Source organism: Shimia abyssi, from assembly GCF_003014475.1.
In the GTDB taxonomy this organism is placed as follows: domain Bacteria; phylum Pseudomonadota; class Alphaproteobacteria; order Rhodobacterales; family Rhodobacteraceae; genus Shimia; species Shimia abyssi.
Window position 1 is genome coordinate 21,951 of record NZ_PYGJ01000011.1, and the last position, 26,311, is coordinate 48,261.

Here is a 26,311-nt window from a genome sequence, read left to right on the forward strand (position 1 = left end):
TCAGCTCCTCAGAGTTTCACGCCGGAGAAGGACATGAAGGCCATAGCCATCAGTCCTGCGGTGATGAAGGTGATCCCAAGGCCCTGAAGCCCGTCGGGGATGTCGGAATATTTCAACTTTTCTCGTACGCCAGCCATCGCGGTGATCGCCAGTGCCCAGCCAAAGCCCGAAGAGATGCCGTAGGTCACAGATTCTGCGAGGTCATAGCTGCGTTCGACCATGAAGAGCGAACCACCAAGTATGGCGCAGTTCACGGTGATCAGCGGCAAGAAAACACCGAGCGCGTTGTAGAGCGGCGGGAAGTACTTATCGAGCACCATTTCGAGGATTTGAACCAGCGCGGCGATCACCCCGATATAGGAGATCAGGCCCAGGAATGTCAGATCCACGTCAGGGAACCCGGCCCATGCCAGCGCACCGGGCGCGAGCAGGTAGTTCAGGATCAGGTTGTTGGCAGGTACGGTGATCGACTGAACCACCATTACCGATATACCCAGACCAATTGCCGTCGAGATCTTTTTCGATACGGCGATAAAGGTACACATGCCCAAGAAGAAGGAGAGGGCAAGGTTTTCAACAAAGATAGCCTTTACGGCGAGAGAGAGAAGACCTTCCATCAGTGCGCCTCTGCAACTTGGATTTTGTATTCACGCTCTTCCACTTGGGCAGGTTTCCATGTGCGGAACGCCCAGATGATCAGACCGATGATGAAGAATGCCGATGGTGGCAGGAGCAAGAGACCGTTGGGCACATACCAGCCGCCGTTGTTCACGGTTTCTAGGATGGTGATGCCAAACAGGCTTCCTGCGCCAAAAAGTTCGCGGATCACGCCGACCATCATCAGGATCAGGCCATAGCCGAGCCCGTTGCCGACCCCATCGATAAAGCTGGCGACAGGTGGGTTTTTCATCGCAAACGCCTCAGCGCGGCCCATGACGATACAGTTGGTAATGATCAGGCCCACAAAGACCGAAAGCGTCTTGGAAATCTCAAACGCGTATGCCTTGAGCATCTGGTCTACGAGGATCACCAGCGAGGCGATAATGACCATCTGTACAATGATCCGGATCGAGCCGGGGATCTGGTTGCGGATCATCGAGATGAACATCGATGAGAACCCGGTGACAAGCGTCACGGCGACCGACATCACAAAGGCGACCTGCAACGAAGATGTCACCGCGAGGGCGGAGCAGATGCCAAGGACCTGGAGCGTGATCGGGTTGTTGTCGACCAATGGGTCGATCAGCATTTCTCTACGTTTATGCGCCATTACACGCCCCCCGCTTTGAGGTTATCCAGGAATGGTTTATAGCCGCTTTCGCCCATCCAGAAGTTCACTAGATTGTGGACGCCGACAGTGGTGAGTGTTGCCCCGGCCAAAGCGTCGATATGGTGATCGGCACCGGCGGCGGGCGCGGTTTTGGTCACGCTGATTTGCAGCTCGCCATTGGCGTCGGCCAGCTTTTTGCCGTTCCAGAGTGATTTCCAGCGCGGGTTGTCCACCTCGGCACCAAGGCCTGGTGTCTCGGCGTGCTGGTAGAACTGAAGGCCAAAGATGTCGTTACCGTTCTCTTCCAGCGCGATAAAGCCATAGAGCGTAGACCAGAGGCCGTAGCCGTGGATCGGCAGGATCACTTTGTCGACCGCGCCGGCGTCGTCGCGCAGCAGGTAGACGGTGACAAATTTGCCCTGACGCACGATGCCAGCCGGGTCATTGTCCAGCGCGACGGAAGTGGCGGGATCGTCGGCTGCGGTGCGGTCATCAAAGGTGGCCGGGTCGAACTGATCCGAGAAGGTGCCGGTGGCGAGTTCAAGCACTTGAGGCTCAAACGCGGCAAAAGATTCCAGAACGTCTTGGTTTGGATCGTAAATGCCAGCGACTTGCAGAATGTTGATCTGTTTGTCTTTGAGCGCGTTCACCTCTTGGATCGGGCGCAGCGCCACGGCGGCGGCGGACACGATCATGGAGGCCACAAGGCAGACCGACACGGCGACAAAGATTGTTTTGCCGACGGAATCGGGGGGTGCAGCCAAGAAGCGGCGGATTGCCCCTTTGGGGGCGTCATCTTTCAAATCGTCAGACATGTCGTTTTGCCCTGCGTTTGATGTTCGCTTGTACGACGAAGTAGTCGATCAAAGGTGCGAATACGTTGCCGAAGAGGATGGCGAGCATCATACCTTCTGGGAAGGCCGGGTTGATCACACGGATCATCACAACCATGAAACCAATCAGCGCGCCATAGATATAGCGACCCATATTGGTGTGTGCACCGGAAACAGGCTCGGTCACCATGAAGACCAGACCAAAGGCGTAGCCACCGACAACAAGGTGCCAGTACCATGGCATGGCGAACATTGGGTTGGTGTCGGACCCGATCCAGTTCAGGAGCAGCGAAAAGCCGATCATTCCCGCCATACAGCCAACAACCATTCGGTAGTTGGCGATCTTGGTGGCCAACAGGAAGATCAGGCCAAGGATACAGGCCAGCGTGGATGTTTCGCCCATGGAGCCGGGGATGAAGCCATAGAAGCTGTCCCACCATGTCATGCCGCGCGCGGCCAGTTCCTGGAAACCATCAGAGGCGGAGACGGCCAGCGCGGTTGCGCCGGTGAAGCCATCAACAGGCACCCAGACGCTGTCACCCGAAAGCTGTGCGGGGTAGGCGAAATACAGAAACGCACGACCGGTCAGAGCGGGGTTGAGGAAGTTTTTGCCGGTACCGCCAAATACCTCTTTGCCGATCACAACACCAAAAATGATCCCCAGCGCGACCTGCCAGAGTGGCGTGGTGGCGGGAACGATCAGTGCATAGAGCATCGAAGAAACAAGGAAACCTTCGTTTACCTCGTGTTTGCGGATGGTGGCAAAGACAACTTCGAAGATGCCGCCTGCGACGAGCGTCACAATATAGATCGGCAGGAAGTACATCAGCCCGTGCAGCATGTTTGCGAGCGGGTTGGCGGCGTTAAAGCCGATACCAAGTGCATCGATTATGGATGCGCGCCAACCGGATGCGCCAAACTCGGCTATGGCGAGGTTGGTCTGGTAGCCTGTGTTGTAGAGCGCCATCAGGATACATGGGATCGTCGCGATCACCACGTAGGTCATGATGCGCTTCATATCCACATAAGAGCGTGCGTGCGGCGCGGCCGTCGTCACGGTCTTGGGTGTGTAGATGAAGCTCTCTACCATTTCGTAGATGGGGAAGTATTTTTCCCACTTGCCGCCCTTGGTAAAGTTCGGCTCGATCCGATCAAAGAAGTTTCTAAGCCCCACTGGTCAGCCCTCTTTCTCGATTTTGGTGAGGCAGTCGCGAAGCGCCTCTCCGTATTCATACTTGGCCGGGCACGCGAAACCAATCAGGCCGAGATCTTCTTCGGCCAGTTCCAGTGCACCAAGCAATTGGGCCTGATCCGTGTCGATCACGAGCAGGGCGCGCATCAGCTGGGTTGGCAGGAAATCCTGTGGCATCAGCTCTTCGAAGGTGCCCAAAGGTACCATGGCGCGGCGCCCGCCGTTCAGGTTTGTCGTGAGTGGGAATTTGACCTTGGACAAGGCAGACCCCAGCACTGGCTGAACCGCGTATTTCGCGAACATCGGGCGAATCCAGCCCATTGGGATCTGTTTGTGATCCTCTTCGATCAGCGTGATCTGGCGGGCGTAGCGACCCAGGTAAGCGTCAACACCATCACCAGCGGTTCCGCTAAGAACCGAACCAGACACCATCCGCACCGGAAGATCGGTAGGCTTGTCGCCTGCGCTCAGCTCTTCCATGGAGGCGCCAGATATGGTGCGAACGAGACGCGGATCGGCGCAGACCGGACCGGTCAGGGCGATCACGGTGGACGCGTCATATTTTCCGGTCAGCAAGAGGCGACCAATCATCAGGACGTCGCTATAGCCGATGGTCCACACGGTCTTGGAGCCGGTTGGAGGCTCAAGGAAGTGCATGTGGGTGCCCGCGAGACCCGCAGGGTGTGGACCGGTAAAGGCGACAGGCTCAACATTTGCGAGATCAGAACCGGGCAGGTTGGCGCCCTCTTCCTGACAGAGATAGGTTTTGCCTTCGCTCAGCGTTGCGATAGCTTCAACCCCTTTGGAAAAGGCGTCCGCTTCTTCCTGAATGATGGGTGTCGGGTTCGCGGCGAGCGGTTCTGTGTCAAGTGCTGTAATGTAAATGGACGCCGGGCGGCTGGCCGGGTCGGGCACCTTTGAGTAGGGGCGCGTGCGGAATGCAGACCACAAGCCCGCGGCGCATAGACGCTCTGTCAGACCTTCGGGTGTGCTGATGTCTCCTACGTTAGAGAAATCAACCGCATCAACCGCATCAGCCGCGTCGTCCTGCGCGGTGATCTCGATACTGATCAAGCGGCGACGCGCGCCCCGGTTGATCGCCTTGACGCGACCGGCAACCGGTGAAACGATCTGCACATCCGGCAGATCCTTGTTGATCATGATCGGCGTACCGGCACCAACAACATCACCCTCGGCAACGAGGATGCGCGGTTTCAATCCGATATAGTCATTGCCAAGAATACCAAAGGTTTCCACCTTTGGGGCAGCTTCGATCTCGGTCCTGGGTGCTCCTTGGATGGGCACGTTCAGGCCTTTGCGTAGCGGAAAGCACTTCAAAGTTTCGAACCCCTAACGATTTTTCACTGGCTTATGCGATATGTGTCAGTCTAGCGAAAGTAGGAAAATCTACTTATACTGCCCTTTTTTTGGTTGAAATAGCCCGTAATGTCGTCGACAAGCCACCTGCCAATCCTTGAGAAGCTTACTTACCCACAAAAAGGGGTGCCACCGTGTCCAAATCGATCCTGCTGAATCGTCGCTCTTTTGTTTTGATGTCTCTTGCACTTGCCGCATGTAAGCCGGGTGCTGAAGTCTTGAAAATTACCGGCCTGACGATGGGCACAACGTATAACGTTGTCGCGTTGGACGCGAATCGCTCGTTGAGCGAAGCGGAGGTCAAAGTAGGCGTAGAGAATGCTCTAGCGCTGGTGAACAATCAGATGTCAAACTGGGATGCAGGATCAGAGATTTCGCGGTTTAACGCCCAAACTGGTGGCGCACCCGTTTCGGTCTCTACCGATCTCGCAAATGTGATGCGGGCGGCGGAAGACGTAAACGTTGCCAGCGAGGGCCGGTTTGACACCACAATGGGTCCGCTGATTGAGCTGTGGGGTTTTGGCGCAAACGGTCAGACACAGGTGCCCAATGCGGATGCTATTGCTGCTGCAAAGGCCCGTTCGGGACATCGTGATACTTTGACGGTGTCGCCGTCGGCGTTGCAGAAAAAGCAGCCTGACGCGCAGGTATATCTGTCAGCAATCGGCAAGGGCTTTGGCGCTGACCAAGTGGGTCGCGCATTGGAAGCCTTTGGAATCACAAGCTATATGGTTGAAATCGGGGGCGACATTTATGCCTCTGGTGTGAATGCAGATGGTCTGCCTTGGCAGATCGGCATCGAGAAACCAGCGGCACTTTCTGGTGGTGTGATGGACGTTGTTGGCGTGTCCGGTCTGGGGCTGGCGTCGTCGGGCGACTATCGCAACTATTTCGAAAAAGACGGTGAGCGTTTCTCGCATATCATCGATCCTGTGACCGGCCGTCCGATCACGCACAAAACCGCTTCGGCCACTGTTTTGGCTGAGAACGGTATGCTTGCAGATGCCTGGGCGACGGCTATGTTGATCCTTGGTCGCGAGCGTGGGCTTGAGATTGCAGAGAAAAACGATCTGGCTGTGCTGTTTGTCGAAAGAGACGCAGAAGCCGCTGATCTGCGATTCAAGTCGGTTGCAAGCAAACGTTTCGCGGACCTTAAGGCCTAAACCAACCTTGGGAGCGTTGCAGCAATGGCTACGTTTTTTCTGACTTTCAGCCTGTTACTCTTGATCATGTTGGGCATGGCGCTTGGCGTGATTCTGATGAACAAGTCGATCAAGGGAAGCTGCGGCGGATTAAACGCGATTGCGGATGCGGATCAGTGTCTGGTTTGCAAGAAAGATATCGACCCGGACAGCCCGCTGCGCGAGCGGTTGGCCTGTCCGCGGGCGAAAAAGATGCTGGAACGTGCTCAGATGGATGTGGAAAACGCACGTAGCTGAGTCTATCCGGTTGCTAGCGGTATAAAGCCGAGCACCAAGAGTCCGGACGCTGCCAAAACCCCATAAATCCAAAGCTGCCAGCGAGGGCCTTCGGACTTCCAGACGCGCCGATACTGGTAGCCCATGAGGCATGCTGCGACAAAAATCGTGGTCGCAATGAGCGGGGTCAGGGTCAAATCTGGCAAATTTATCTCCGCTTAACCAGAATCTGGGTTATGCTGTAGGTTGTAACCAATGGCAATTCATTCTGGGAGGAACGTGCCGCAATGCCAACGTCTTATCAGGCACCTATGCGCAAAGATCAAACCGATACCCGCACCCGCAGTCAAAGTTCGGAAACGAATACCAAATCCGAGCTGGCGACTGTTGGGCATATTCTGAAAGGCAAAGGTAGGGATGTCTTTGCAATCAGGCCACAAGAAACGCTTAAGAACGCGGTGGATGCGTTAAAGGATAAGGGCATCGGTGCGCTGATGGTGACAGACGCAAATGGCGCGCTGTGCGGGATTTTGTCGGAACGCGACATCGTGCGGAAGCTGGCCGACACGCCAGGGCAGACATTGCCGCAGTTGGTGGGTGACGTGATGACCCAGAATGTAGAGACATGTACCCCCGAGGAACCGTTGGTGTCAGTTCTGAAACGCATGACAGCCGGGCGGTTCCGGCACATGCCGGTAGTCAGCGACACGGGCCTTTTGGGTATGGTGACAATCGGAGACGTGATCAATTTCCGCCTGACTGAGCTGGAACATGAAGCGCTTCAGTTGAAGCAGCTGATTGTAGGCTGACGTCAGCAGAAATCTGCTCTGTTGCGGTCATTTGGTGAGAACGGCGGTGTGCTTTTCCCGCGAGGATTTTGCGCGTGTTTCTCTGGTTGTGTGTGGGTACTGTGAGTATTGTGCGTCGTGCAGGAAGGGCGGATGAATATTTTGAACTATTCACAGAATCGCCGTTGACACTCCCTTGAGGCAGGTCTAAATCCCAGCCTCACCAACCCGTGCCCAGATGGCGGAATTGGTAGACGCGCTAGCTTCAGGTGCTAGTGTCCGTATGGACGTGGAGGTTCGAGTCCTCTTCTGGGCACCAAAATTTTTCGACAATTTTGATGACTTGAAGTTGGTCAAGGGACATTCTTTTGGGAGCACCCGGGCATTATTGAGTTTGCTTTAGGCCGCGCCTTGAAGCCACGCCATTACATTCTCGGTTTCGCGGCGAGCGCGGTTGCCCGATCCGGTCTCCACGAAATAGCCGTGAGTTGGGGTTATTTGCTCGTCAAAAAGCCGCACGACGCGGCCTTCTCGCAAGTCCTGATCAATCAGCGGGAGCCACCCGACAATCGCGCCTTGCCCTTCTGTGGCACCTCGAATAAGGGCATTGGCGTCTTGAAACAATGGACCTCGAAGAGGCATTGGCACACGTACGCCCATGGCATCGAACCAATCTAGCCAACCCCAATGATCCCTTTGGTGCAAGAGTGGCAATCCCAGGAGATCTTTGGGAGACTCGACGGCGCCAAACCTTGCCATGAACTCCTCACTCGCGATTGCCACAGGGTTTAGTTCCAGAAGTTTAATGGCATCCTTTGGCATTGAGGCGGTACGCTCCCAGCGAATGACAATGTCTACTCCGGACTGATCAATGGCGCCGGGTTGATAAGAAGGGACCACCTCAAGCTCAATATCTGAGTGTGCTTCCCAGAAGTCGCTGAGACGGGGCATCAGCCACCGAGCTGTGAAAATCGGGCCTGCCGCAAGGCGTACGGCCTTGCGGGACGTTCTGCGTAATGTTTGAACAGCATCATCGAGTATTCCAAAGGCCTTGGCCGTGGACTCGGCCAGTCGCCTGCCATCTTCGGTTAGAACGACGTCGCGCCCAGCGCGTTCAAACAGTTTGACGCCCAGTTGATCCTCTAATCCGCGGATGTGGTGGCTTATGGCCGTCGGCGTGACTGAGAGTGTTGCTGCGGCAGCACGAAAACTACCCTGCATGGCGGCAGCGTCAAAGGCTCGAAGCGCGGGGAGTGAATAGTTCATGATGGCCTATAGATAAGTTTTGCTCATCTAATGCTGAGAAAATCGCCTTTGTAAACAAGCATTCTTTTTGGGATGCTCCGCCAAATATCAAATTGAGCTCATGAGACATGTCAAAACCATCGAAACGGCGCGGTCGCGAAGGCCGCATGAAGCAGGCGGCGGCGCCTGACCCCAGCCCACCTGTTTGGCCCGGGGTCATGGGGGGACGTCTTAAGCCTCTTTCCAGCGAAGAGGTGGCATTGGTGGAAGAAGCCATGTTCACGTTGTTGGAGACTTTGGGGCTTAGCCAAGCGATCCCCTCGATGCAGAAAAAAGTCGTGGCCGCAGGTGGATCGATGACGGCAGATGGCCGTCTTCTCTTTCCACGAGCACTTGTCAAAAAGGCAATTGCGGAAGCGAAGCGCGATTTCACGCTATGTGGGCAGGTGTCTGAGCGGGACCTGTGTTTGGAAAAGGCGCGTGTGCATATGTCGACAGGCGGGGCGGCACCCGGTGTGTTTGATATGGATTCGGGTGAATATCGACCTGCGACTCTGGCCGATCTCTATGACGCGGCGCGGTTGGTGGATTGCATGGAAAACATCCACCATTTTAGCCGCCCGGTTGTGGCGCGCGATGTCGAAGACAATGCCTTGATGGACATTAATACGGCGTATGCCTGTCTGGCGGGTACGTCCAAGCACGTATCGATTTCGATCACCGAGCCGCAGAATGTGCCTGCAATTGCCGAGCTTTGTTATGCGATCGCTGGAGGTGAGGAGGCGTTTCGGGCGCGACCGTTTTTGACGGTTATGGTGTGCCACGTCGTGCCGCCGATGCGATTTGCCGAAGAAGCGTGTGAAGTTTTGGAAGCGGCAATCAACGCGGGTTTTCCAGTTCAGTTGATCAGCGCGGGGCAGGCCGGCGCGACAAGTCCGGCGACGATTGCCGGATCGCTGGTGCAGGCGGTTGCGGAAACGTTGGCCGGATTGGTGTTTGCGCGTCTGATTGACCCTGAGGCCAAGGCCATTTTTGCACCCAAGCCATTGGTTGCTGACTTGCGGACCGGGTCGATGTCGGGTGGCGGCGGTGAACAGGCCATTCTTATGGCGGCTGCGGCCCAGATGGGACGGCATTTTGATCTGCCGACGTCGTCCATTGCCGGAATTACCGATGCTAAGACGCTAGACGCGCAATATGGCGCAGAGAAGAGTTTGGCGGTGGCTATGGCGGCTCATGCTGGATCAAACATTGTAACTCAGGCGGCCGGAATTCACGCCAGTTTGCTGGGCGTTTCGTTGCAGGGCTATGTCAGTGATAACGATCTGCTTGGAAACATCTTGCGCACGGTGCGAGGTGTCGAGGCGACGCCAGAGAACATTGCTGCAGATGTGATCGCGCAGGTGTGCTTGGGGCCGGGGCATTACCTGGGGGAAAAGCACACGTTTAACCGCATGAAATCAGACTATTTTTACCCCCATATCGGTGATCGGCGTACGCCCACTGAATGGCACGAAGACGGCTCAAAGGATGTCGGCGAGGTGGCCAAGGAAAAGGCCAAAGAGTTGTTGAGCGAGTATTTTCCGACTCACCTTTCTGACGAGGTTGATCAGGTTCTACGGGACCGATTTGATATTCAGCTCAGCCGGGCTCAAATTGGGCGAAGCGTATGACCAGCCAAATACTTTCTGAACAAGCCCGTGCAGCGTTGCCCGGCGGAGTTAGTCATGAGTTGCGCTATCGCGCGCCGCATCCGGTTTTCATTGACCGCGCTAAAGGCGCCGAGAAATGGGATGTGGACGGCAAGAGATATCTAGATTTCAAGATGGGTAGTGCGAGCCAGATGCTGGGTCATTGCCACCCTGAAATCGTGCAGGCGGTACAGAGACAAGCCGAGCGTTCGATCTTTAGCGCGGATTGTCATGTACTGGAAACGGAATGGGCTGAATGGGTAAACCGGCTTTACCCGTCGGCAGAGCGGGCGCGATTTACATCGTCTGGCACCGAGGCGACGATGCTTGCCATTCGGTTGGCGCGCGCGTGGTCTGGCAAGGACCGGGTTTTGCGTGTGGATGGGCATTTCCATGGGTGGCACGATCATGCGCTTAAGGGTGCAAAACCCGGAAGTGATACAACACCTAGTCTGGGCATACCGCAGGCCATTAATGAATTGATCGATGTGTGTGCGGCGGAACCCGATGCGATGCAAAAGGCATTGGAAGATGAGCGTATTGGCACGGTCATCATTGAAGCGTCGGGAGCAAATTACGGCTGTGTTCCATTGGCAACTGACACGCTACGTGCATTGCACGATGTGGCCCGAGCAGCTGGGGTAGTTCTAATCTTTGATGAGATCATCACTGGTTTTCGTTGGTCGCCTGGTGGACGGCAAGCGCGGGATGGGATTGTGCCGGACCTGACAACGCTGGCCAAGGTCGTGACAGGTGGTCTGCCCGGCGGTGCTGTGTGCGGTCGCGCGGATATCATGGAGTTGATGAGCAACGCCACCAAACGGAACGGGATTGCCCCGGCAGTCAGTCACAAGGGCACGTTTAACGGTTCGCCCCTCGTTGCGGCGGCGGCCTGTGCGGCCATGCCTATTTTGGCAACTGGTGAAATTCAGGCGCAGGCGGATGCGATGGCGGACCGGATGCGCGCCGGTATGAACACAGCAATGGCAGATGCAGGAATTGTAGGATTGGCCTATGGCGACAGTTCGATTTTTCACATCCATTTCGGACGCGACACTATTGATGGGATGACACCTGCTCAGATACGCAGTTTGCCACCCGTGCAGGTCAAAGCCTATCGCGATGGGATGTTGCATCGGGGCGTCGATATGATGGCGTATACGTCCGGCCTTACCAGTGGTGCCCATACACCTGAGTTGATCGACGAGGCGCTGGACGCGTTTCGCGCAACACTTGCAGACATGATCCGAGACGGGGTTCTAAAATGACTTTGCCTGACACAGCCCGCACCGTCATTATTGGCGGCGGCGTAATTGGCTGTTCTATAGCTTATCACTTGGCTCGTGAGGGTCGCAAAGACATCGTTGTGCTGGAGCGGTCCAAACTGACTTCTGGTACAACATGGCACGCCGCCGGGTTGGTTCGGCGTTTGCGGCCGTCGGCGACGCTGACTAAGCTGATCAACTATTCGATTGACCTTTACGGCGAGTTGGAAGTCGAGACCGGACAGGCCACTGGCTGGACGCAAACAGGTTCGCTGACATTGGCAACCAATCAGGATCGATTGACCAATATCAAACGGCAAGTGTCTTTGGGGCGCGCCTTTGGGTTGGAAGCTGAGGTGGTTGACGCGAAACGCACGCAGGAGCTTTGGCCGCTTCTTAAGACAGACGATGTGATTGGTGCGGTCTGGTCGCCCTCGGACGGCCGTGTGAACCCGTCAGACGTGGCGCTGGCATTGTCGAAAGGCGCGCGGGCGCGGGGCGTTCAGATTTTCGAAGACACGGCCGTGACAGGATTGCAGAAAAAGGGTGGACGGATATCAGGGGTAGAAGTGGGCGATCATGTCATCCAAGCGGATGAGGTGGTGATCGCCTGTGGTCTTTGGTCACGCGACGTTGCCGAGATGGCCGGGGCGCATATGCCGCTTTATGCGTGTGAGCATTTCTACATTCTGACGAAGCCGCTGGAAGAAGTGCAGGCGTTGGGCAAGGGTGTCCACCTGCCGACGTTGAACGATCAGGATGCTTATCTGTATGCCCGAGACGATGTCGAAGGGTTGTTGGTTGGCTGCTTTGAGCCTCATGCAAAAGGGTTGCCGATGAGCCGGTTGCCCAGAGATTTCTCGTTTGACCTGCTGGACGAGGACTGGGACCATTTTATGCCGATGATGGAGAATGCGCTGGAGCGCATTCCAGCGTTGGAAAAAGCCGAAGTGCGGATGCTTCTGAATGGACCGGAGAGCTTCACCTTGGACAGTCAGTTCATGTTGGGTGAAAGCCCAGAGGTGCCCGGGCTTTTCCTGATGGGTGGCATGAACTCGACTGGGATTGCGCTGGCGGGTGGCGCGGGAAAGGCGATGGCCGAATGGATCATAGCGGGCGAGCCGACAATGGAACTGAACGAAGCGGATATACGCCGTTTCAGCCCTGAGATGAATGTTCTAGGAGCGCTGGAAGCGCGTATTCCGGAAGTCTTGGGTCGACATTATGATAACCCCTTTCCGGGTCGCTCGATGGAGACAGCGCGTGGTCAACGACGTTCTCCGATCCACGCAGGTCTTGTGACGGCGGGCGCCCGGTTTGAAAGTCGGGGCGGCTGGGAGCGGGCTGTACATTTTGGCGGACACGCTGCGCATTTGCCGTTGACGTTTGGTGCGCCGCAGTGGCGCGAACAAGTGGGTCAAGAAGTTGACGCCTGCCGCGTCGGCGCCGCCATTCTGGACCAGAGCGCCTTTGGCAAGATCATGGTCCAAGGGCCGGATGCCAGCGCATTCCTGAACCGGCTGTGTGCTGCACAGATGGATATCGCTGAGGGGCGCATTGCTTACTCCCAGATTCTGAATGATCGTGGTGGCGTGGAAAGCGACATCACAGTGCAGCGCCATGGGCCAGAAACGTATCTGATGATTGTGGGTACAGGCGAAGTCGTGCGTGATCTTAAGCGTATGCGTGAGACCAAGGGTGATTATCGCGTCGAATTCACAGATGTCACAAGTGGTTATGCGGTGCTTGGGTTGGCGGGAGCCAAAGCCCGCGAAACGCTGCAGGCCACCACGAACAGCCCAGTTCCAAACTTGAAGCGGTTTCAATTCGCTCCCATTGAAATCGGCTTGGCGCGGGGCTGGGCTGGCCGACTGGGCTTTACGGGTGAAGAGGGGTATGAGCTTTATATTCCCGCAGACATGGCGATGGCCGCCTATGAGGCGCTTGTCGCGGCGGGCGCGAGCCATGCCGGGTTGTTTGCCAGTGGGTCTTTGCGCATTGAAAGTGGGTTCCGCGCCTTTGGGCACGAACTTAGCCCCGGCAACACGCCACAAGAGGCAGGTCTAGGCGCATTTTGTGCCTTTGGGACCGGATTTGTCGGTGAAGAGGCGCTGAATGGGCACGCACCAGAGCGGCGCATTGTGTCGGTTCTATTTGATGATCCATCGGCTATCCCTATCCATGATGAGCCAGTTTATTTTGGCGGGAAAGTTGTAGGTCAGATCACGTCGGCGGCATGGAGTTATCGGTTCGGTCGCTCGGTTGCGCTTGCCATGATCAACGTTCCCGCAGCCACGACACCCGAAGACTCGGGGGCACCATTGGGTCTGTTGGATGGGCGTGTTGTCGAAGGGTTTGAAATTGAAATCGCCTGTACGCGCTATGCGGCCAAGGCTTCGCTGAAACCCGCCAAAGAGGCGTTTGCACATGACTGATACTACGCGCACCACGCAAGTCGCCATTATTGGTGGTGGGATTATGGGCGTTGCAGCCCAGTTCCAGCTGGCCGAGAATGGTTGGACGGACACCATTCTGTTTGAGAAAGCGGAACTGACCAGTGGGTCAACTTGGCACGCCGCCGGGCAGATCGCCCACGCGGTCGGATCCCGTTTAGCCGGATGGATCAACAAGACGTCGATCGAGACCTACAAGCGAGTCGAGAAGGAAACCGGCCAGTCGATTGGTTGGCACGAGGTTGGTGGATTTCGCATCGCAACTACGGATGACGAAGTCGACTGGATGAAGTCTATCATGGGTGTTGGCCGCTTGCTGGACCTTCCAATGGAATTGGTTGGGCCAGAAGAAGTAGCTGCAGGAAACCCATTTTACAAAGTCGATGACGTTAAGGCGGCTGTGCGTACGTTTAAGGACGGTCATATCGATCCATCCTCGGTGACAATGGCGCTGGCCGCGGCGACACGCGCGAGCGGGGCCAAAATTGAGCGTCACAATCAGGTGACGGGCGCGTCGCGCAAGGGCGATATGTGGCTGTTAAAAACCGAAAAAGGAGATGTTCTGGCCGAACATGTTGTGATTGCGGCTGGTTCCTATGCCAATCAGGTGGGCGAATGGTTCGGCTTGAAAATACCATCGGTCAGCTGTCTGCACCATTATCTGGTCACGGACACGGTGCCAGAGTTTCTCGATCGCCCCGAGCTTCCTGTGATGCGTGATAATTCCTTTGGGGGGTATATCCGGCAGGAGCAGAAATCAGGGTTAATCGGTATTTATGAGGGGCATGTTTGCCCGACGGTCTGGGAGATGCCAAAGGGCGCGCCCTGGGCTGCTGAAAACGAGCTTTTTGAGGCGGATTATGACTCGATTGGCGACTTTTTGATGGTTGCACTAGAGAAAATGCCGGTGCTTGCTGAGTTAGGTATCAAACGTGTGGTGCGGGGCGCGATTACGCACACACCGGACGGCGGTATGTTGGTTGGGCCTTCTGGCGCACCGAATGTTTGGTTGTCCTGTGGGTCGTCAATCGGGCTTGCGTGGGGCGGCGGAGCTGGCAAAGTTTTGGCCGACTGGATGGTGCATGGCGAAGCCGAGATCAACACACGTGGGTTCGATCCACGTCGGTACGGCAATTTTGCGACGGACCATTTTATCGTCGAGCGCACCAAAGACGAATTTATGCGTCGGCATGATACCCCATGTCCAGGCAAACAGTTCGAAAGCTTGCGGCCACTGAACCGCCACCCGCTTTATAATCGGCTCGCGGCAAAGGGAGCAGTATTTGGTGAGATCGCCGGGTGGGAGCGTCCGCGATACTTTGGTGAAGTGGGTGAGGTGGAGCCGTTGGGCTGGGGCCATCAAGCATGGCATAAAAACGCGACCGCAGAAGCAAAAGCCACGCGGGAAGCTGCTGGGGTGATCGATCTTTGCGCATTTGCGCAGTTCGAGATCACTGGCAAGGATGCAGGCGCACTTTTAAACCGTCTTTCAGCCAACAAGCTACCCGCGAAACACGGTCGGATGACCCTGAACCACCTGTTGACCGAAAAGGGTCGGTTCGAAACGGAGATTACGATCTGGCGGATTGACGAGGATCGCTATTTCACGGGATCGCCCATCGCACGGGCCGCGCCGGATTTTGCCTGGATCAAGTCGCATATCTGCGACGGAGAAGATGTACAGATGGTAAATCTGTCCCATGATTGGGGTATGCTGGCGCTCTCTGGACCTGCGTCTCGGACTATTCTGAAAGAATTGACCGACGCTGATCTCACCAAAGCGGCGTTTCCGTGGCTGTCGGGCCAGGAAATCAAAGTGGCTGGCATATCCTGTTATGCGCTGCGTGTTTCGTTTGTGGGCGAATTGGGATGGGAGCTTCACGCCCCGCTGGAACACATTTGTGCGCTTTACGATGCGTTGTTTGCGGCGGGTGAAAAGCACGGTCTTGTTGATCTGGGTTCCTATGCCTTTAACGGGATGCGCATGGAAAAGGCATACCGCGCGTCAGGGGAGCTGACGACGGATGTTGGCCCGCTGGACGTTGGGTTGGACAGGTTTGTCGTAACAGAGGGTCGCGATTTTCTGGGTCAAGCCGCGTTGATGTCGCGTGATCCGAGTTGGGAGCTGTTCTATTGCGAATTGCACGCGGATGGTATCGACATTCACGGTGGCGAACCGGTTCTTTTGAATGGAAAACCAGTAGGTTTGACCACGTCGGGCGGTTATGGCTACACCGTGGGCAAGTCGCTGGGTTGGCTCTTTGTACGCAAGGGCACGCCGCAGGCCGGGTTGTCGGTGCAAATTTTGGATCAGCAATATCCGGTCTCTGTCCACGCAAACTCAATCTTTGACCCGCAGAACGCCCGTCCAAGGTCAGATGATTGAGATGACGGACGTTAAGGCCACAAAAAGTGGAGAACTGACTGTCCACCCGGCTGCGCAAAACAAAACACATTGGGCTGGCAAGGCTGTGGATGGCCGATTTGTTGGCGAAAACAGAGGGTTGGCTGTGCTCCAGTCACCAAAATGGATGACCAGCGGCAAGGACGGGGATCCTTTGCAGCGGTGCCCGAAAAAGAGGAAATAATGATGAGTAACCAGATCAACGGCGGTGAGGCCGTCTACCGAGTGCTAAAGGCCAACGGAATTGACACCGTGTTCGGCCTGTTGGGCGGTTCGATGCTGGAACTTTATGATGCCATGTATGAAGGCGGTGAGATTTCCTATGTTGGTGCGCGGGATGAGCGTGCCGCAGGACATATGGCTGATGCATGGGCTCGCATGACGGGCAAACCCGGTGTGGTCTTGGGTGCGCAAGCCGGTCCCGGTGTTGTTAATATTGTGACTGCTGTGGCCGAGGCACAGCTGGCCTATTCTCCAATGGTTGTCATTGCTGGAGCGATCACGCGGGCGGACCAGTGTAAGGATACCTTTCAGGAAGTTGATCAGGTCGCGCTGTTTGCGCCGATCTCGAAACGTTCGGTTATGGTGACGGACCCGTCGCGGCTTGCTCCGATGTTGGAAGACGCAATCCGTCTTGCCAGCTCAGGGCGCCGTGGTCCGGTTGTATTGCATGTCCCGCGTGATTTGTTTGCGGCCATGTTGCCTGATGTAGAACCTAAGGCGGTGGCCATTGCACGCCCAGGACCGGCGGCGCCAGAGGATGTTGACGCGATTGCCTCACTGATCTCTAACGCGAGCCGCCCGGTCATCTTTGCTGGCGGCGGTTTTAAGTGGGGCAAAGGCAGAGAGGCACTTACCGAGCTTGCTGAAACGTTGGAGGTGCCTGTTGTTGCCTCTACCGGGCATGCCGACGTTATGCGCCATGGCCACCCGTGGTTTGCGGGTCAGGCTGGCCCGCGTGGCAACCGCGTTGCCAGCCGACTGACTAAAGAGGCGGACGTTTTGGTCGTTCTCGGCGCGCGCTTGGGTTTCAATTCGACATTCCATAGCAATGATTATGTTGGCGCGGATACGCGTATCGCACATGTCGACATCGATGGCTCGGCAGTGGGTCGTTATTTCCCGGCCGAGATTGCCGTACAAGCAGATGCTCGCCAAACCGCCGAAGCACTTGCGCCTAAGGCCAATAAGCCAAACGCAGATGTGTGGCGCGAAGCGTTTAAAGCCGACATGGCGAGCCTTGCCAAAGAGCGCGCGGAGGAAGCTGAGATTGCAACGTGGCCGATGCATCCGCGCAGAGCTTTGGCTGAAATTCGCGATGCATTGCCGGCAGACGCAATTACCACACTCGACACGGGCAACACATGTCTGCAAGCTGCCGACCGGTTGGCGCATTATGAGCCACTTAGCCTGATCACACCGCTTGATTTCGGGCTTGTAGGGTTTGGTCTGGCGGCCGCAATAGGTGCAAAATCAGCGAGCCCTGAACGCCCGGTCGTGGCGATCATGGGCGATGGTGCCGTCGGCTATACTATGGTCGAAATTCAAACTGCAATCTCTCATAATCTGCCCATCGTTATTATTGTGCTCGATAATGAAGCGTGGGGCGCGGAAAAAGCCTATCAACAGGAGTTCTTTGGTGGTCGCTTACTCGGCGCGGAGATCCAGTCGCCGCGGTACGACAAGTTTGCTGAGTTGTGTGGTGGTAAGGGAATTTGGGTCGACGCAGTAGGGAAGATGGGACCAGCGCTGAAAGATGCGATCGCGAGCAATCAAACCACCGTCATTCAATGCAAAATTGACCCTGGTGCCCTGATGACCCTGCGCAAAGATTTGTTCACCAAACAGGATGACAACGACTGACGTCTCGCCGAATGCCGCGATATCCCGGGCCGTAAACTGGTCACGGAAACGCGGCATTTTTGCAGAAAAAGAAAATAGATTGTTCGCGAGCATGAATTTTGATCGCGAACGATCCTGTGGCCGCCCTGGTAGTGGCTTAGGACCGCTTTAAGTTCTGTGGATAGAAGGTTTGATCCGCGGTGGGCAAAATCCGCCCTCATGTTTCGATCAATTCGATTGTTCCTGTAACCGCATTCGACAAAGCAGCATACCTCTGTGTTCATTTTCCACTCTGGTCGACAAGTCTCGCCTTTGTGTCTTCGCTGATTTCCCCTGCAGCCATGCGCGAGAATGCCAGCCGCCAGCCGGAAGTGAGCTCTGCCAGACCCGCCAGAGCTTCGGCACGTTCGCGCGATACCCTGCGCGTTAGCCGGGCACGTGTCACACGCAGGACATTCCAGTCAGGGTTGCGTCTTTCTATCAGCGTGATCCGGCTGCCTGCTTCAGCCACGCCGGTTTCCAGCATACGGTAGTACCATCCTGTGCGACCTGTTTTTTGGAAAATGTAGGGCATCTTTTCATTCCCGGTGTGCAGCCCTAGCTTCCAGCAGGGTTGGCGGCCTTGGCTGATTTGAACGGTTGCTGTGCCCAGTCGCAAGATATCACCGATGCAGAGGTTTTCCTCGGTCAAACCAGTTGTTGTGATGTTTTCGCCAAAGGCGGCAGGTGCTGTAGCGGCGGCCATATGCCCCTCGCTCTGCCAGTCCACATAGTGTTCCTGTGCGTAGTGGTGAATGGCCTTTTCTTCGCCGCCATGTACGGTCAGGTCTGCCTGCGCATCTTCTGAAAATCCGGCTGGTGAAATGACTTGTTGGCCGGATACCGCGTCTTTTTGAATGGCAGAAGGTGATTTTCCCTGCCAGCGTTCCCGGATTCTGCCTAGAAAGATGCCGCCGATTTCCGCCGATAGTTCAGGAAGGATCATTTAAGCCCCTTTGTGTTCGATGCAGATTTTGTGTTTTTCGTCAGGCCCCAGGCCAAGCTCCAACAAAGTGCAGAAGCCATTATCGGAGGCGGCGTCATGATAGGCACAGGTCTTGCATTTCCCGAAAGACTGGCCGCAGTTGGCTGCAAGAGCCAGCTTCAGGCTTTGATGCAAGCTATTCTCGAGCGCGGCCTGAACGTCAGTGGGCAGGTTGTCAATGGCGTCTGCAATCGGATTGGCCTCTGTCACAGCAGCGAGGCCTGCCTCGGTCAGCTCGTAAGAAATTGATCGCTGGTCGGATTTTTGTCTGCGCTCTTCGGCGTATCCTTTGCGCATCAACACTTTCAGCGTCTGGGACATCGTCCCGCGCGTTGTTCCCAGATATTCGGCGACATGCGAAGGCGAACGGGAAAACTGATTTGCCTCAGACAGATACTCCAGCGCAGCCCTTTGTGCCGGGTTCAAGTCATCAGTCCAGCCTGAAGAGGTATCTATCCTAGCTAGACGATTGACCAAGATGCGAGCGCCAGAACTGCAAGTCAGCGAATGAGTCAATACGCCTGATACCCTTAAGCTTTCAGATTTCCATGGTTGAGTTGTTCTAATCGAGGCTTTCCAGATGTTGTGCCCATGGTGCGTTTTACTCGGGATTCCACTGGTACAGTCCTTACAGCGGCTTTCCCCGCGATAAAGTTGCGGTGATTGGATTGCATTCCGTTTTTGAACATCACGAAGCGATGACGCCGGTATCGTTGAAGGCCTTTTTGCACGAATACAAGATCAGGTTTCCCATCGGAGACGACGAACAAGGCGCCGGACCGCTGCCACAAACAATGACTACATTCGGGATGCGCGGTACGCCCAGCCTTGTGCTTTTGGACCAGAGTGGCCGTATATCGGCGCATTATTTTGGAAGTGTCTCAGAATTGCAGTTGGGGGCTGAGATTGGTCAGCTCCTTGCTCGGACGCCTGTTCCTACGCCTTTGGAAACAAGACCAACAGGGTCCCAAAAGTGCGGCGACAATGGTTGCATTGCTTAACGCAAGAGTTGGTGGTGCCTCGAACCGATGTGCCGTCTTCGCGCCCTTTCATGACCACGTGCCTGGGAAAGGTCAGTAATATTTTCGGGGTGACAGGCCGGTTCCCGAAGTTCCCGGCCAGTGCAGGTGTTGTTTGTGCTGTCCCGTTAGCCTTGATGGATTGAGTGCATCATCACTCCTCTTCGTTCTTGCCAATGCTCAACCCTAGTGCCTTAGCAACTTCGGCCCCATAGGCCGGATCGGCTTGCAGGCAGTTCGCAATGTGCCGGCACTGAATGTCTTCCCTTGCTCCGCCAACGGCACGGGCTGTGTTTTTAAACAGTGCTTACTGCTGGTCAGGCAACATCAGTCGAACGGGTATTGCGAAGTTGTTTTCGGCTGACCGGAACATGGCGGTCGACTACGCTCAAGCTGCCATTTCGGCGGTGTATTCGACCCACAGGCTAAAAGCGTCGTTGCGAGCATGGCGATTGAAGCTGCAGTGAGTTGATAACGGCGGGGGCGGAAAATATGGTTGATCTGGTCGTGCGCCGATAGAAACCTCTGGACCTGCCGGTGTGACTTGAACCGGCCAAATATCGTCTCTATTTTGCGGGTCGGCCTGTGGGAGGCTTCGATCGCGTTGTTGAAGCCGTTGTGGGCGCGATGGTCAGCCCCCGATGCCAACGCGCTGACCGGCTTTATTTGGCTGCGCAATTTGTCGGTGATGACAACCCTAGGCTCGCCGAATTGAGCAATCAGGCGCCGGAAGAACCGCTTTGCCGCCTTTGCGTTCCGCCGTGGTTGCACAAGAATATCAAGCACATCGCCAGATGCGTCGATGGCTCGCCACAACCAATGCTTTTTGCTGTGGATCGTGATGACGACTTCGCCCAGATGCCACTTGTCGTTCGGTCGTGGACGGTCTCGACGGACGCACTGAGCGAAATGCTGTCCAAAACGAATGACCCATAGAAGAATGGCCTCTCGGCTGACAATGACTCCCCGCTCCGCGAGCAAGTCCTCAACATCTGCTGTACTCATGGCGAAGCGGTGGTAAGCCCAAACCGCGTAGGAAATCACCTCTCGAGGATAGCGAAATCCCCTTAGGCGTGGCATGCTGGTCGGAATTTTCATCAAAAGGTAAAGACGGAGCCAAGCCGTACAAACAACTTGGCAATACCGACGGGAACTTTGGACGCCACATCAATTTGACTTGGCGCAACAGCGATCGCCGCGCAAAACATCTGCAACAGCTGGGGGCTTTCATAAGGTCGCAAATGGAGGCACCTGCAATGGCGAAACTAATGTCCGGAATACGTTGAGGCAGTCAGACTATACGTCCAAGGTACAACAGCATTTGTTGCTAGGTAGCCACTGAAATCATTGATCTCGACTCTGCAATTGCTGACAAAGGTGGCCCAAAATTTGCGGACCGAATACGGCTAATAGGTCCGGACTGGGTATTGCAGGCCTGCTGACTTTACGCGTCAGTCTTACATTATTTTCGCTCCACCCAACGTTCCAAACCTCAGCAGAAATCTAGATAAGAACTTCAACAGGATCTAGTTCGCAAGTAGCGAAACCGTTTTTTTGGTTTTGCCGTGCCTCTACCTACAATGAAATTGGGTTCGGGCACTTTGAAGACATGACTACACGAGTGCAAAGTTGTGCCCGAAACTACAAGAATTCAAAAGTCTAGGTTTTCGACGCTGAGCGCGTTTTTCTGGATGAACTCGCGACGCGGTTCGACGACGTCGCCCATGAGCTTGGTGAAGAGGTCGTCTGCCTCGGCCATGTCCTCTACCTTGACTTGCAACAGCGTGCGCGCGTCGGGGTCAAGTGTGGTTTCCCAAAGCTGATCCGGGTTCATTTCGCCCAAACCCTTGTAGCGTTGCAGGCTGAGGCCTTTTTCACCTTCGCCCAAGATCGCATTCAGCAAGTCAAGCGGGCCGTTGATCAGCTGAGACCGGTCTTTGCGTTGCAGGGACGCGGACGTGCCGTAGACCTCTTGCAGGGATTGCGTGAAGGAGCCGGTCCTGCGGGCTTCGCCACCGCGGAGCAGGGGGCCATCGAGTGTACGAACCTCTTCTACGCCGCGCAGGATGCGGGCGAGACGGATACCATGGTCTTGGGTGATGCGCCCTTGCCAGCCGCGTTCATATTCGAGCGCGATAAGGTCGAGGCGAGCAGCGACCTTGTCGGCGACACCTTGCAGGTCGGAATCCACAGCACCGGGCACAAAGGCGCCTGCAATGGCGGCTTGTTCAAGAATGTGACGTGGGTAATGGGTGGGGAAGGCATCGAGAACGCGCTTGAGTTGGCGCGCCTCGTTGACCACGCGTGCCAAATCGGCACCGACCATGTCCATACCGCTGCCCAGTTTGAGAACTGCACCATCTATACCCTGTTCAATCAGATAGTCATCAAGTGCGGCCTGATCTTTGAGGTAAACTTCGGACTTGCCACGGGCCACCTTGAACAGCGGTGGTTGTGCAATGTAGAGGTGGCCTTTTTCAATGAGTTCAGGCATTTGGCGGTAAAAGAAGGTCAACAACAGCGTACGGATGTGGGCACCATCGACGTCAGCGTCGGTCATGATGACAATCTTGTGGTAGCGCAGCTTTTCGAGATTGAACTCGTCCCGGCCAATGCCAGTGCCTAGCGCCATGACAAGGTTGCCGATTTCCTGAGAGGACAGCATCCGGTCAAAACGAGCCCGTTCGACGTTCAGGATTTTACCACGCAGCGGCAAAATGGCTTGGGTCATGCGGTCACGACCGGTTTGGGCCGAACCACCCGCAGAGTCACCCTCGACGAGAAAGACTTCGGTCTTGGAGGGGTCTTTTTCGGAGCAATCCTTTAGCTTGCCAGCGAGGAAGTTCACGTCCATCGCTGTTTTGCGGCGGGTGAGCTCGCGGGCCTTACGGGCCGCTTCACGGGCGTGGGCGGCTTCGACGATCTTGGTGACGATGATCTTGGCCTGCGCCGGGTTTTCTTCGAACCACTCGGTCAGCTTTTCGTTCATCAACCCTTCGACGGCGGGGCGCACCTCGGAGCTGACCAGCTTATCCTTGGTTTGGGATGAGAATTTTGGATCAGGGACTTTCACCGACAGCACACATGTCAGGCCCTCGCGCGCATCATCGCCGGTAAAGGATACTTTTTCCCGTTTTGCGATCCCGCTTTCCTGAGCGTATTTTTGCAAGGTGCGGGTCAGTGCGCCGCGAAAACCGGCCATGTGGGTGCCGCCATCGCGCTGTGGGATGTTGTTGGTGAAGGGCAGGACGGTTTCGTGGTAGCTGTCGTTCCACCACATCGCGACTTCGACCCCAATCTCGTCACGCTCGCCTTTGACGTAGATAGGCGTCTCCATCATGGGCGTCTTGTGGCGGTCGATGTATTTTACAAACTCATTCACACCGCCATCATAAAACAGTTCGCTCCGAAGAGTTTCGACGGGGCGTTCGTCTTCTAGAATGATGCGGACGCCGGAGTTCAGGAAAGCCAGTTCGCGCAAGCGTTTTTCGAGGGTCTCAAACGAATATTCGAGGTTCGAGAACGTGCCGGTGGAGGCGAGAAAACGCACCTCGGTGCCTTTGCGGCCATTGGCGTCGCCAACGATACGCAGATGCTCTGTCGTTTCGCCATGCTCGAACTTGGCAAAGTGTTCTTTGCCATCACGCCAGATGCGGAGTTCCAGCCAGACAGACAGAGCGTTTACAACCGATACACCAACGCCGTGCAGGCCGCCCGAGACCTTGTAAGAGTTGCTGTCAAATTTACCACCGGCGTGCAGCTGGGTCATGATAACCTCGGCCGCTGAAACGCCTTCTTCTTGGTGAATGTCGACAGGAATACCGCGCCCGTTGTCACCAACGGAGATCGAATTGTCGGCGTGGATTTTCACGTTCACCGCGTCTGCGTGACCTGCGAGCGCCTCGTCGATGCCGTTGTCGACTACCTCGTAAACCATGTGGTGCAAACCCGAGCCATCGTCGGTGTCGCCAATATACATGCCGGGCCGCTTGCGGACGGCTTCCAACCCTTTGAGAACCTTGATGGATTCCGCGCCGTATTGCTCGGGATTCTGCGCGTTTTCAGACATTCATGCCGTCCTTAATGATTTTGTCATTTTATAGCTTTTTCGGCAGGGAATGTCACGCGATTGACCAAACTTTCCGTAGGATTTGCGCCCGGCCTCAGCCGGTTTGTCGCACGCTGGAAATGTTTTCGTTTTCAGTGACTTCCAAATACTGTGCACGCGGGCCTAGGGCGCTAAAAAGATGGGTCTCGGTGCCGGTCATCCAGGCCTGTGCTCCAAGGGCGCAAATCTCGTCATAAAGAGCTGCGCGGCGGTCTTCATCAAGGTGGGCGGCCACTTCATCCAGTAGGAGGATGGGCGGGGCTTTTATGTCTGCTTGCAAAGCACGTGCATTGGCGAGGATGAGTGAGACCAGCAACGCCTTTTGCTCTCCGGTTGAGCAATCACGGGCTGGGACGCCCTTGGCCGCGTAGACGCCATAAAGGTCGGTACGATGCGGGCCGACAAGGGTACGTCCGGCGGCGATGTCGCGAAAGCGACTTTCGGATAGTGCCCCTTTCAGGTCGGCCTCGGAGGTGGGCATGCTGCCTTCACTTTGGGTCAGCTCCAGTTGTGCCGTCGGGAACGCAGTTTTGGCGCAGTCCTGTGCTGTTGTGAGGCGTGCAAGCGTTTGTTGACGGGCGGTGTGGATGCGATGACCCGCCTCGGCCATTTGCCGTTCCAGTGCGGTGTACCAGTGCACGTCGCGCACCTGTTCCTTGAGCAAGCGGTTGCGTTCCCGCATCGCCTTTTCGTACGCCAATGTAGCGTCAGCGTGATCGGGAAAAAAGCTGAGGGTCAGTCGGTCGAGAAAGCGGCGGCGACCCTCGGCGCCTTCGATCCAGAGGCGATCCATGGCGGGGATCAGCCAGAGCACGCGGGACAGGCGGGCGAGCGCGTTCTGGGGAGTCGGTTTGCCATCGATGCGCAGCTGTCGTGCTGCGCCGTTCTCTGACCGGATATCGACCTCGTGTGGTGCGCCATCGGCTTGTAAAAGCCCAGCGAGTTTCCACCCCAGTGCCTCGGGCCGTCTTGCCATGTCTTCGGCGCTGGCGCGACGCAGGCCGCGACCGGGAGAAAACAGTGAGACCGCTTCGAGGATATTGGTTTTGCCAGCCCCGTTTGCACCGTGAATCGCAATCGGGCGCGCATCGCATTCGATGACGGCCCGTTTGTGCGAGCGGAAGTGAGAGAGCTCAAGCCTTTGAATATAAAGACTGCTCATACCGCACTTTCATTATTGGGAAAATACTCTCGCCAAAGGCGTTCCGATAGCGATCAAACCCGCATCGGCATCACGACATAGACTGCGCTAGTGTCGTTGCCTTCGCGCATCAGGGTCGGATCGCCAGCAGAATTGAACAGGAACACGGCGTTCTCGCGGTCAACCTGGCTCGCGATTTCGAGCAGGTATTTGGCGTTAAAACCGATTTCTAGCCGTTCGTCGCCGTAAGCGACAACCAGTTCTTCTTCGGCGGCACCGCTGTCAGGTGCATTGACCGACAGAATCAGGCGGTCTTCGTCGAGCTGGAGTTTCACAGCGCGTGACCGTTCCGAGGACACGGTAGCCACACGATCCACGGCTTTGGCGAATTCGGCTGCGTCTACCTCCATTTTGCGGGTGTTTCCGGCTGGAATGACGCGCGAATAGTCAGGAAAAGTGCCGTCGATTACCTTGGATGTCAGGGTGATGTCCGGAGTGGCAAAGCGTACTTTGGTTTCAGACACAGACACGGCGATGGTCATGTCGTCATCATCCAACAGCTTGCGCAGTTCGCCCACGGTCTTGCGTGGCACAATCACGCCAGGCATGTCTGATGCGCCTTCTGGCAAATCCGCGTCGATCCGGGCGAGGCGGTGGCCGTCCGTGGCCACACAACGCAATACCTTGCCGCCATCCGCGTCAGAGACGTGCATGTAAACGCCGTTGAGGTAATAGCGGGTTTCTTCGGTCGAGATGGCAAATTTGGACTTGTCGAACAGGCGACGCAGCACCGGCGCAGGCGCCGAGAAGTTGCTGGAGTATTCGGACGATGCCATTACCGGGAAGTCTTCTTTCGGCAGAGTTGCCAATGAGAAGTTCGAGCGCCCAGCTTCGACTGTGAGGCGACCGGCCGCGCCGTCGTCGATCAGCGTTACCAGCGCGCCGTCAGGCAGTTTGCGTACGATTTCATGCAGTGTCGTTGCGGCAACTGTGGTTGAACCGGCGCGCTCGATCATTGCATTGGCCTTGTCGACGACTTCGATGTCGAGATCCGTTGCGCGGAACTGAGCGGTATCACCTTCGGCTTCGATCAGCACGTTGGCGAGGATTGGAATTGTGTTGCGCCGTTCCACCACTGATTGCGCTTGGGAAACGGCTTTGAGCAGCACGCTGCGTTCGATACTGATTTTCATGTCCACTTCCCTCATCCATGCCGGGAGTGGCAACGTAGCGCAATCCCC

20 protein-coding genes, 1 tRNA gene and 1 pseudogene are annotated in these 26,311 nt (G+C 56.0%); 9 read left to right on the forward strand and 13 right to left on the reverse strand.

The genetic code is table 11. From position 1 onward, the window contains the following. Positions 1–8: 8 nt before the first annotated feature. Genes nqrE through CLV88_RS15375 form a run of 5 tightly spaced genes read right to left on the reverse strand, consistent with a single transcriptional unit; the run spans position 9 to position 4,633 of the window. A complete protein-coding gene (nqrE, locus tag CLV88_RS15355) occupies positions 9–617 on the reverse strand; it encodes an NADH:ubiquinone reductase (Na(+)-transporting) subunit E (protein ID WP_106609304.1) in 609 nt (202 codons plus the stop codon). Continuing rightward, on the reverse strand, positions 617–1,270 hold the full coding sequence (locus tag CLV88_RS15360) for an NADH:ubiquinone reductase (Na(+)-transporting) subunit D (protein ID WP_106609305.1): 654 nt from the start codon (positions 1,268–1,270) through the stop codon (positions 617–619). Before CLV88_RS15360 ends, nqrE begins: the two co-directional genes overlap by 1 nt. Beyond that, a complete protein-coding gene (locus CLV88_RS15365; RefSeq protein WP_106609306.1) occupies positions 1,270–2,085 on the reverse strand; it encodes a Na(+)-translocating NADH-quinone reductase subunit C in 816 nt (271 codons plus the stop codon). Before CLV88_RS15365 ends, CLV88_RS15360 begins: the two co-directional genes overlap by 1 nt. Further along, a complete protein-coding gene (locus CLV88_RS15370) occupies positions 2,078–3,277 on the reverse strand; it encodes an NADH:ubiquinone reductase (Na(+)-transporting) subunit B (protein ID WP_106609307.1) in 1,200 nt (399 codons plus the stop codon). The genes CLV88_RS15365 and CLV88_RS15370 overlap by 8 nt, the downstream gene beginning before the upstream one ends. 3 nt (positions 3,278–3,280) lie before the next feature. Further along, on the reverse strand, positions 3,281–4,633 hold the full coding sequence (locus CLV88_RS15375; RefSeq protein WP_106609308.1) for a Na(+)-translocating NADH-quinone reductase subunit A: 1,353 nt from the start codon (positions 4,631–4,633) through the stop codon (positions 3,281–3,283). Positions 4,634–4,806: 173 nt separating this feature from the next. Here CLV88_RS15375 and CLV88_RS15380 point away from each other — a divergent pair, with 173 nt between their 5' ends. The 4 genes from CLV88_RS15380 to CLV88_RS15400 all read left to right on the forward strand — a co-directional run bounded on the left by CLV88_RS15380 (position 4,807) and on the right by CLV88_RS15400 (position 7,197). Next, positions 4,807–5,835 carry an FAD:protein FMN transferase gene (locus tag CLV88_RS15380; protein ID WP_106609309.1) on the forward strand — a complete coding sequence of 343 codons (1,029 nt, stop codon included), beginning with the start codon at positions 4,807–4,809 and terminating at the stop codon, positions 5,833–5,835. 24 nt (positions 5,836–5,859) lie between these two features. Next, positions 5,860–6,111 (forward strand): (Na+)-NQR maturation NqrM, encoded by a 252-nt coding sequence (nqrM, locus tag CLV88_RS15385; protein WP_106609310.1) that lies wholly within the window; start codon positions 5,860–5,862, stop codon positions 6,109–6,111. 266 nt (positions 6,112–6,377) lie between these two features. Beyond that, positions 6,378–6,899 carry a CBS domain-containing protein gene (locus tag CLV88_RS15395; RefSeq protein ID WP_106609312.1) on the forward strand — a complete coding sequence of 174 codons (522 nt, stop codon included), beginning with the start codon at positions 6,378–6,380 and terminating at the stop codon, positions 6,897–6,899. Positions 6,900–7,110: 211 nt separating this feature from the next. Then, positions 7,111–7,197, forward strand: a tRNA-Leu gene (locus CLV88_RS15400). Between the two features lie 80 nt (positions 7,198–7,277). On the opposite strand, the gene CLV88_RS15405 is transcribed toward CLV88_RS15400, so the two are convergent. Continuing rightward, on the reverse strand, positions 7,278–8,144 hold the full coding sequence (locus CLV88_RS15405) for a LysR substrate-binding domain-containing protein (RefSeq protein ID WP_106609313.1): 867 nt from the start codon (positions 8,142–8,144) through the stop codon (positions 7,278–7,280). A 107-nt stretch (positions 8,145–8,251) separates the two neighbouring features. Here CLV88_RS15405 and CLV88_RS15410 point away from each other — a divergent pair, with 107 nt between their 5' ends. From CLV88_RS15410 to CLV88_RS15435, 5 genes are all read left to right on the forward strand, one after another. Further along, complete coding sequence (locus tag CLV88_RS15410) at positions 8,252–9,796, forward strand: trimethylamine methyltransferase family protein (RefSeq protein ID WP_106609314.1); 1,545 nt, start codon at positions 8,252–8,254, stop codon at positions 9,794–9,796. Continuing rightward, a complete protein-coding gene (locus tag CLV88_RS15415; protein ID WP_106609315.1) occupies positions 9,793–11,082 on the forward strand; it encodes an aspartate aminotransferase family protein in 1,290 nt (429 codons plus the stop codon). The genes CLV88_RS15410 and CLV88_RS15415 overlap by 4 nt, the downstream gene beginning before the upstream one ends. Beyond that, entirely contained in the window at positions 11,079–13,514 is a 2,436-nt protein-coding gene (locus CLV88_RS15420) for a GcvT family protein (protein ID WP_106609316.1), read from the forward strand. Before CLV88_RS15415 ends, CLV88_RS15420 begins: the two co-directional genes overlap by 4 nt. Beyond that, entirely contained in the window at positions 13,507–15,918 is a 2,412-nt protein-coding gene (locus CLV88_RS15425) for a GcvT family protein (protein WP_106609317.1), read from the forward strand. Before CLV88_RS15420 ends, CLV88_RS15425 begins: the two co-directional genes overlap by 8 nt. A gap of 204 nt (positions 15,919–16,122) precedes the next feature. Next, positions 16,123–17,799 carry a thiamine pyrophosphate-binding protein gene (locus tag CLV88_RS15435; protein ID WP_243403682.1) on the forward strand — a complete coding sequence of 559 codons (1,677 nt, stop codon included), beginning with the start codon at positions 16,123–16,125 and terminating at the stop codon, positions 17,797–17,799. A gap of 259 nt (positions 17,800–18,058) precedes the next feature. On the opposite strand, the gene CLV88_RS15440 is transcribed toward CLV88_RS15435, so the two are convergent. The 7 genes and pseudogenes from CLV88_RS15440 to dnaN all read right to left on the reverse strand — a co-directional run bounded on the left by CLV88_RS15440 (position 18,059) and on the right by dnaN (position 26,263). Continuing rightward, positions 18,059–18,763: an MOSC domain-containing protein gene (locus tag CLV88_RS15440; RefSeq protein WP_106609320.1), complete on the reverse strand. Its 705-nt coding sequence runs from the start codon at positions 18,761–18,763 to the stop codon at positions 18,059–18,061. Further along, on the reverse strand, positions 18,764–19,228 hold the full coding sequence (locus tag CLV88_RS15445) for a MarR family winged helix-turn-helix transcriptional regulator (protein ID WP_243403683.1): 465 nt from the start codon (positions 19,226–19,228) through the stop codon (positions 18,764–18,766). It lies immediately after the preceding gene. A 747-nt stretch (positions 19,229–19,975) separates the two neighbouring features. Then, complete coding sequence (locus CLV88_RS23790) at positions 19,976–20,125, reverse strand: catalase-related domain-containing protein (RefSeq protein ID WP_207797077.1); 150 nt, start codon at positions 20,123–20,125, stop codon at positions 19,976–19,978. An 84-nt stretch (positions 20,126–20,209) separates the two neighbouring features. Continuing rightward, a pseudogene (locus tag CLV88_RS15460) lies at positions 20,210–20,919 on the reverse strand (IS6 family transposase). Positions 20,920–21,472: 553 nt separating this feature from the next. Beyond that, positions 21,473–23,890 (reverse strand): DNA topoisomerase (ATP-hydrolyzing) subunit B, encoded by a 2,418-nt coding sequence (gene gyrB / locus CLV88_RS15465; RefSeq protein WP_106609321.1) that lies wholly within the window; start codon positions 23,888–23,890, stop codon positions 21,473–21,475. A gap of 94 nt (positions 23,891–23,984) precedes the next feature. Next, the gene (recF, locus tag CLV88_RS15470) at positions 23,985–25,091 is read right to left on the reverse strand and encodes a DNA replication/repair protein RecF (RefSeq protein WP_106609322.1); all 1,107 of its coding nucleotides are present in this window, start codon (positions 25,089–25,091) and stop codon (positions 23,985–23,987) included. A gap of 53 nt (positions 25,092–25,144) precedes the next feature. Next, a complete protein-coding gene (gene dnaN, locus CLV88_RS15475) occupies positions 25,145–26,263 on the reverse strand; it encodes a DNA polymerase III subunit beta (protein WP_106609323.1) in 1,119 nt (372 codons plus the stop codon). Positions 26,264–26,311: the final 48 nt, after the last annotated feature.

Excerpts from the sequence above, each read along its gene's own strand:
- nqrE (WP_106609304.1), bottom strand. The coding sequence starts at position 617 with ATGGAAGGTCTTCTCTCTCTCGCCGTAAAGGCTATCTTTGTTGAAAAC.
- CLV88_RS15360 (WP_106609305.1), bottom strand. The coding sequence starts at position 1,270 with ATGGCGCATAAACGTAGAGAAATGCTGATCGACCCATTGGTCGACAAC.
- CLV88_RS15365 (WP_106609306.1), bottom strand. The coding sequence starts at position 2,085 with ATGTCTGACGATTTGAAAGATGACGCCCCCAAAGGGGCAATCCGCCGC.
- nqrM (WP_106609310.1), top strand. The coding sequence starts at position 5,860 with ATGGCTACGTTTTTTCTGACTTTCAGCCTGTTACTCTTGATCATGTTG.
- CLV88_RS15395 (WP_106609312.1), top strand. The coding sequence starts at position 6,378 with ATGCCAACGTCTTATCAGGCACCTATGCGCAAAGATCAAACCGATACC.
- CLV88_RS15405 (WP_106609313.1), bottom strand. The coding sequence starts at position 8,144 with ATGAACTATTCACTCCCCGCGCTTCGAGCCTTTGACGCTGCCGCCATG.
- CLV88_RS15410 (WP_106609314.1), top strand. The coding sequence starts at position 8,252 with ATGTCAAAACCATCGAAACGGCGCGGTCGCGAAGGCCGCATGAAGCAG.
- CLV88_RS15415 (WP_106609315.1), top strand. The coding sequence starts at position 9,793 with ATGACCAGCCAAATACTTTCTGAACAAGCCCGTGCAGCGTTGCCCGGC.
- CLV88_RS15420 (WP_106609316.1), top strand. The coding sequence starts at position 11,079 with ATGACTTTGCCTGACACAGCCCGCACCGTCATTATTGGCGGCGGCGTA.
- CLV88_RS15425 (WP_106609317.1), top strand. The coding sequence starts at position 13,507 with ATGACTGATACTACGCGCACCACGCAAGTCGCCATTATTGGTGGTGGG.
- CLV88_RS15435 (WP_243403682.1), top strand. The coding sequence starts at position 16,123 with ATGAGTAACCAGATCAACGGCGGTGAGGCCGTCTACCGAGTGCTAAAG.
- CLV88_RS15440 (WP_106609320.1), bottom strand. The coding sequence starts at position 18,763 with ATGATCCTTCCTGAACTATCGGCGGAAATCGGCGGCATCTTTCTAGGC.
- gyrB (WP_106609321.1), bottom strand. The coding sequence starts at position 23,890 with ATGTCTGAAAACGCGCAGAATCCCGAGCAATACGGCGCGGAATCCATC.
- recF (WP_106609322.1), bottom strand. The coding sequence starts at position 25,091 with ATGAGCAGTCTTTATATTCAAAGGCTTGAGCTCTCTCACTTCCGCTCG.
- dnaN (WP_106609323.1), bottom strand. The coding sequence starts at position 26,263 with ATGAAAATCAGTATCGAACGCAGCGTGCTGCTCAAAGCCGTTTCCCAA.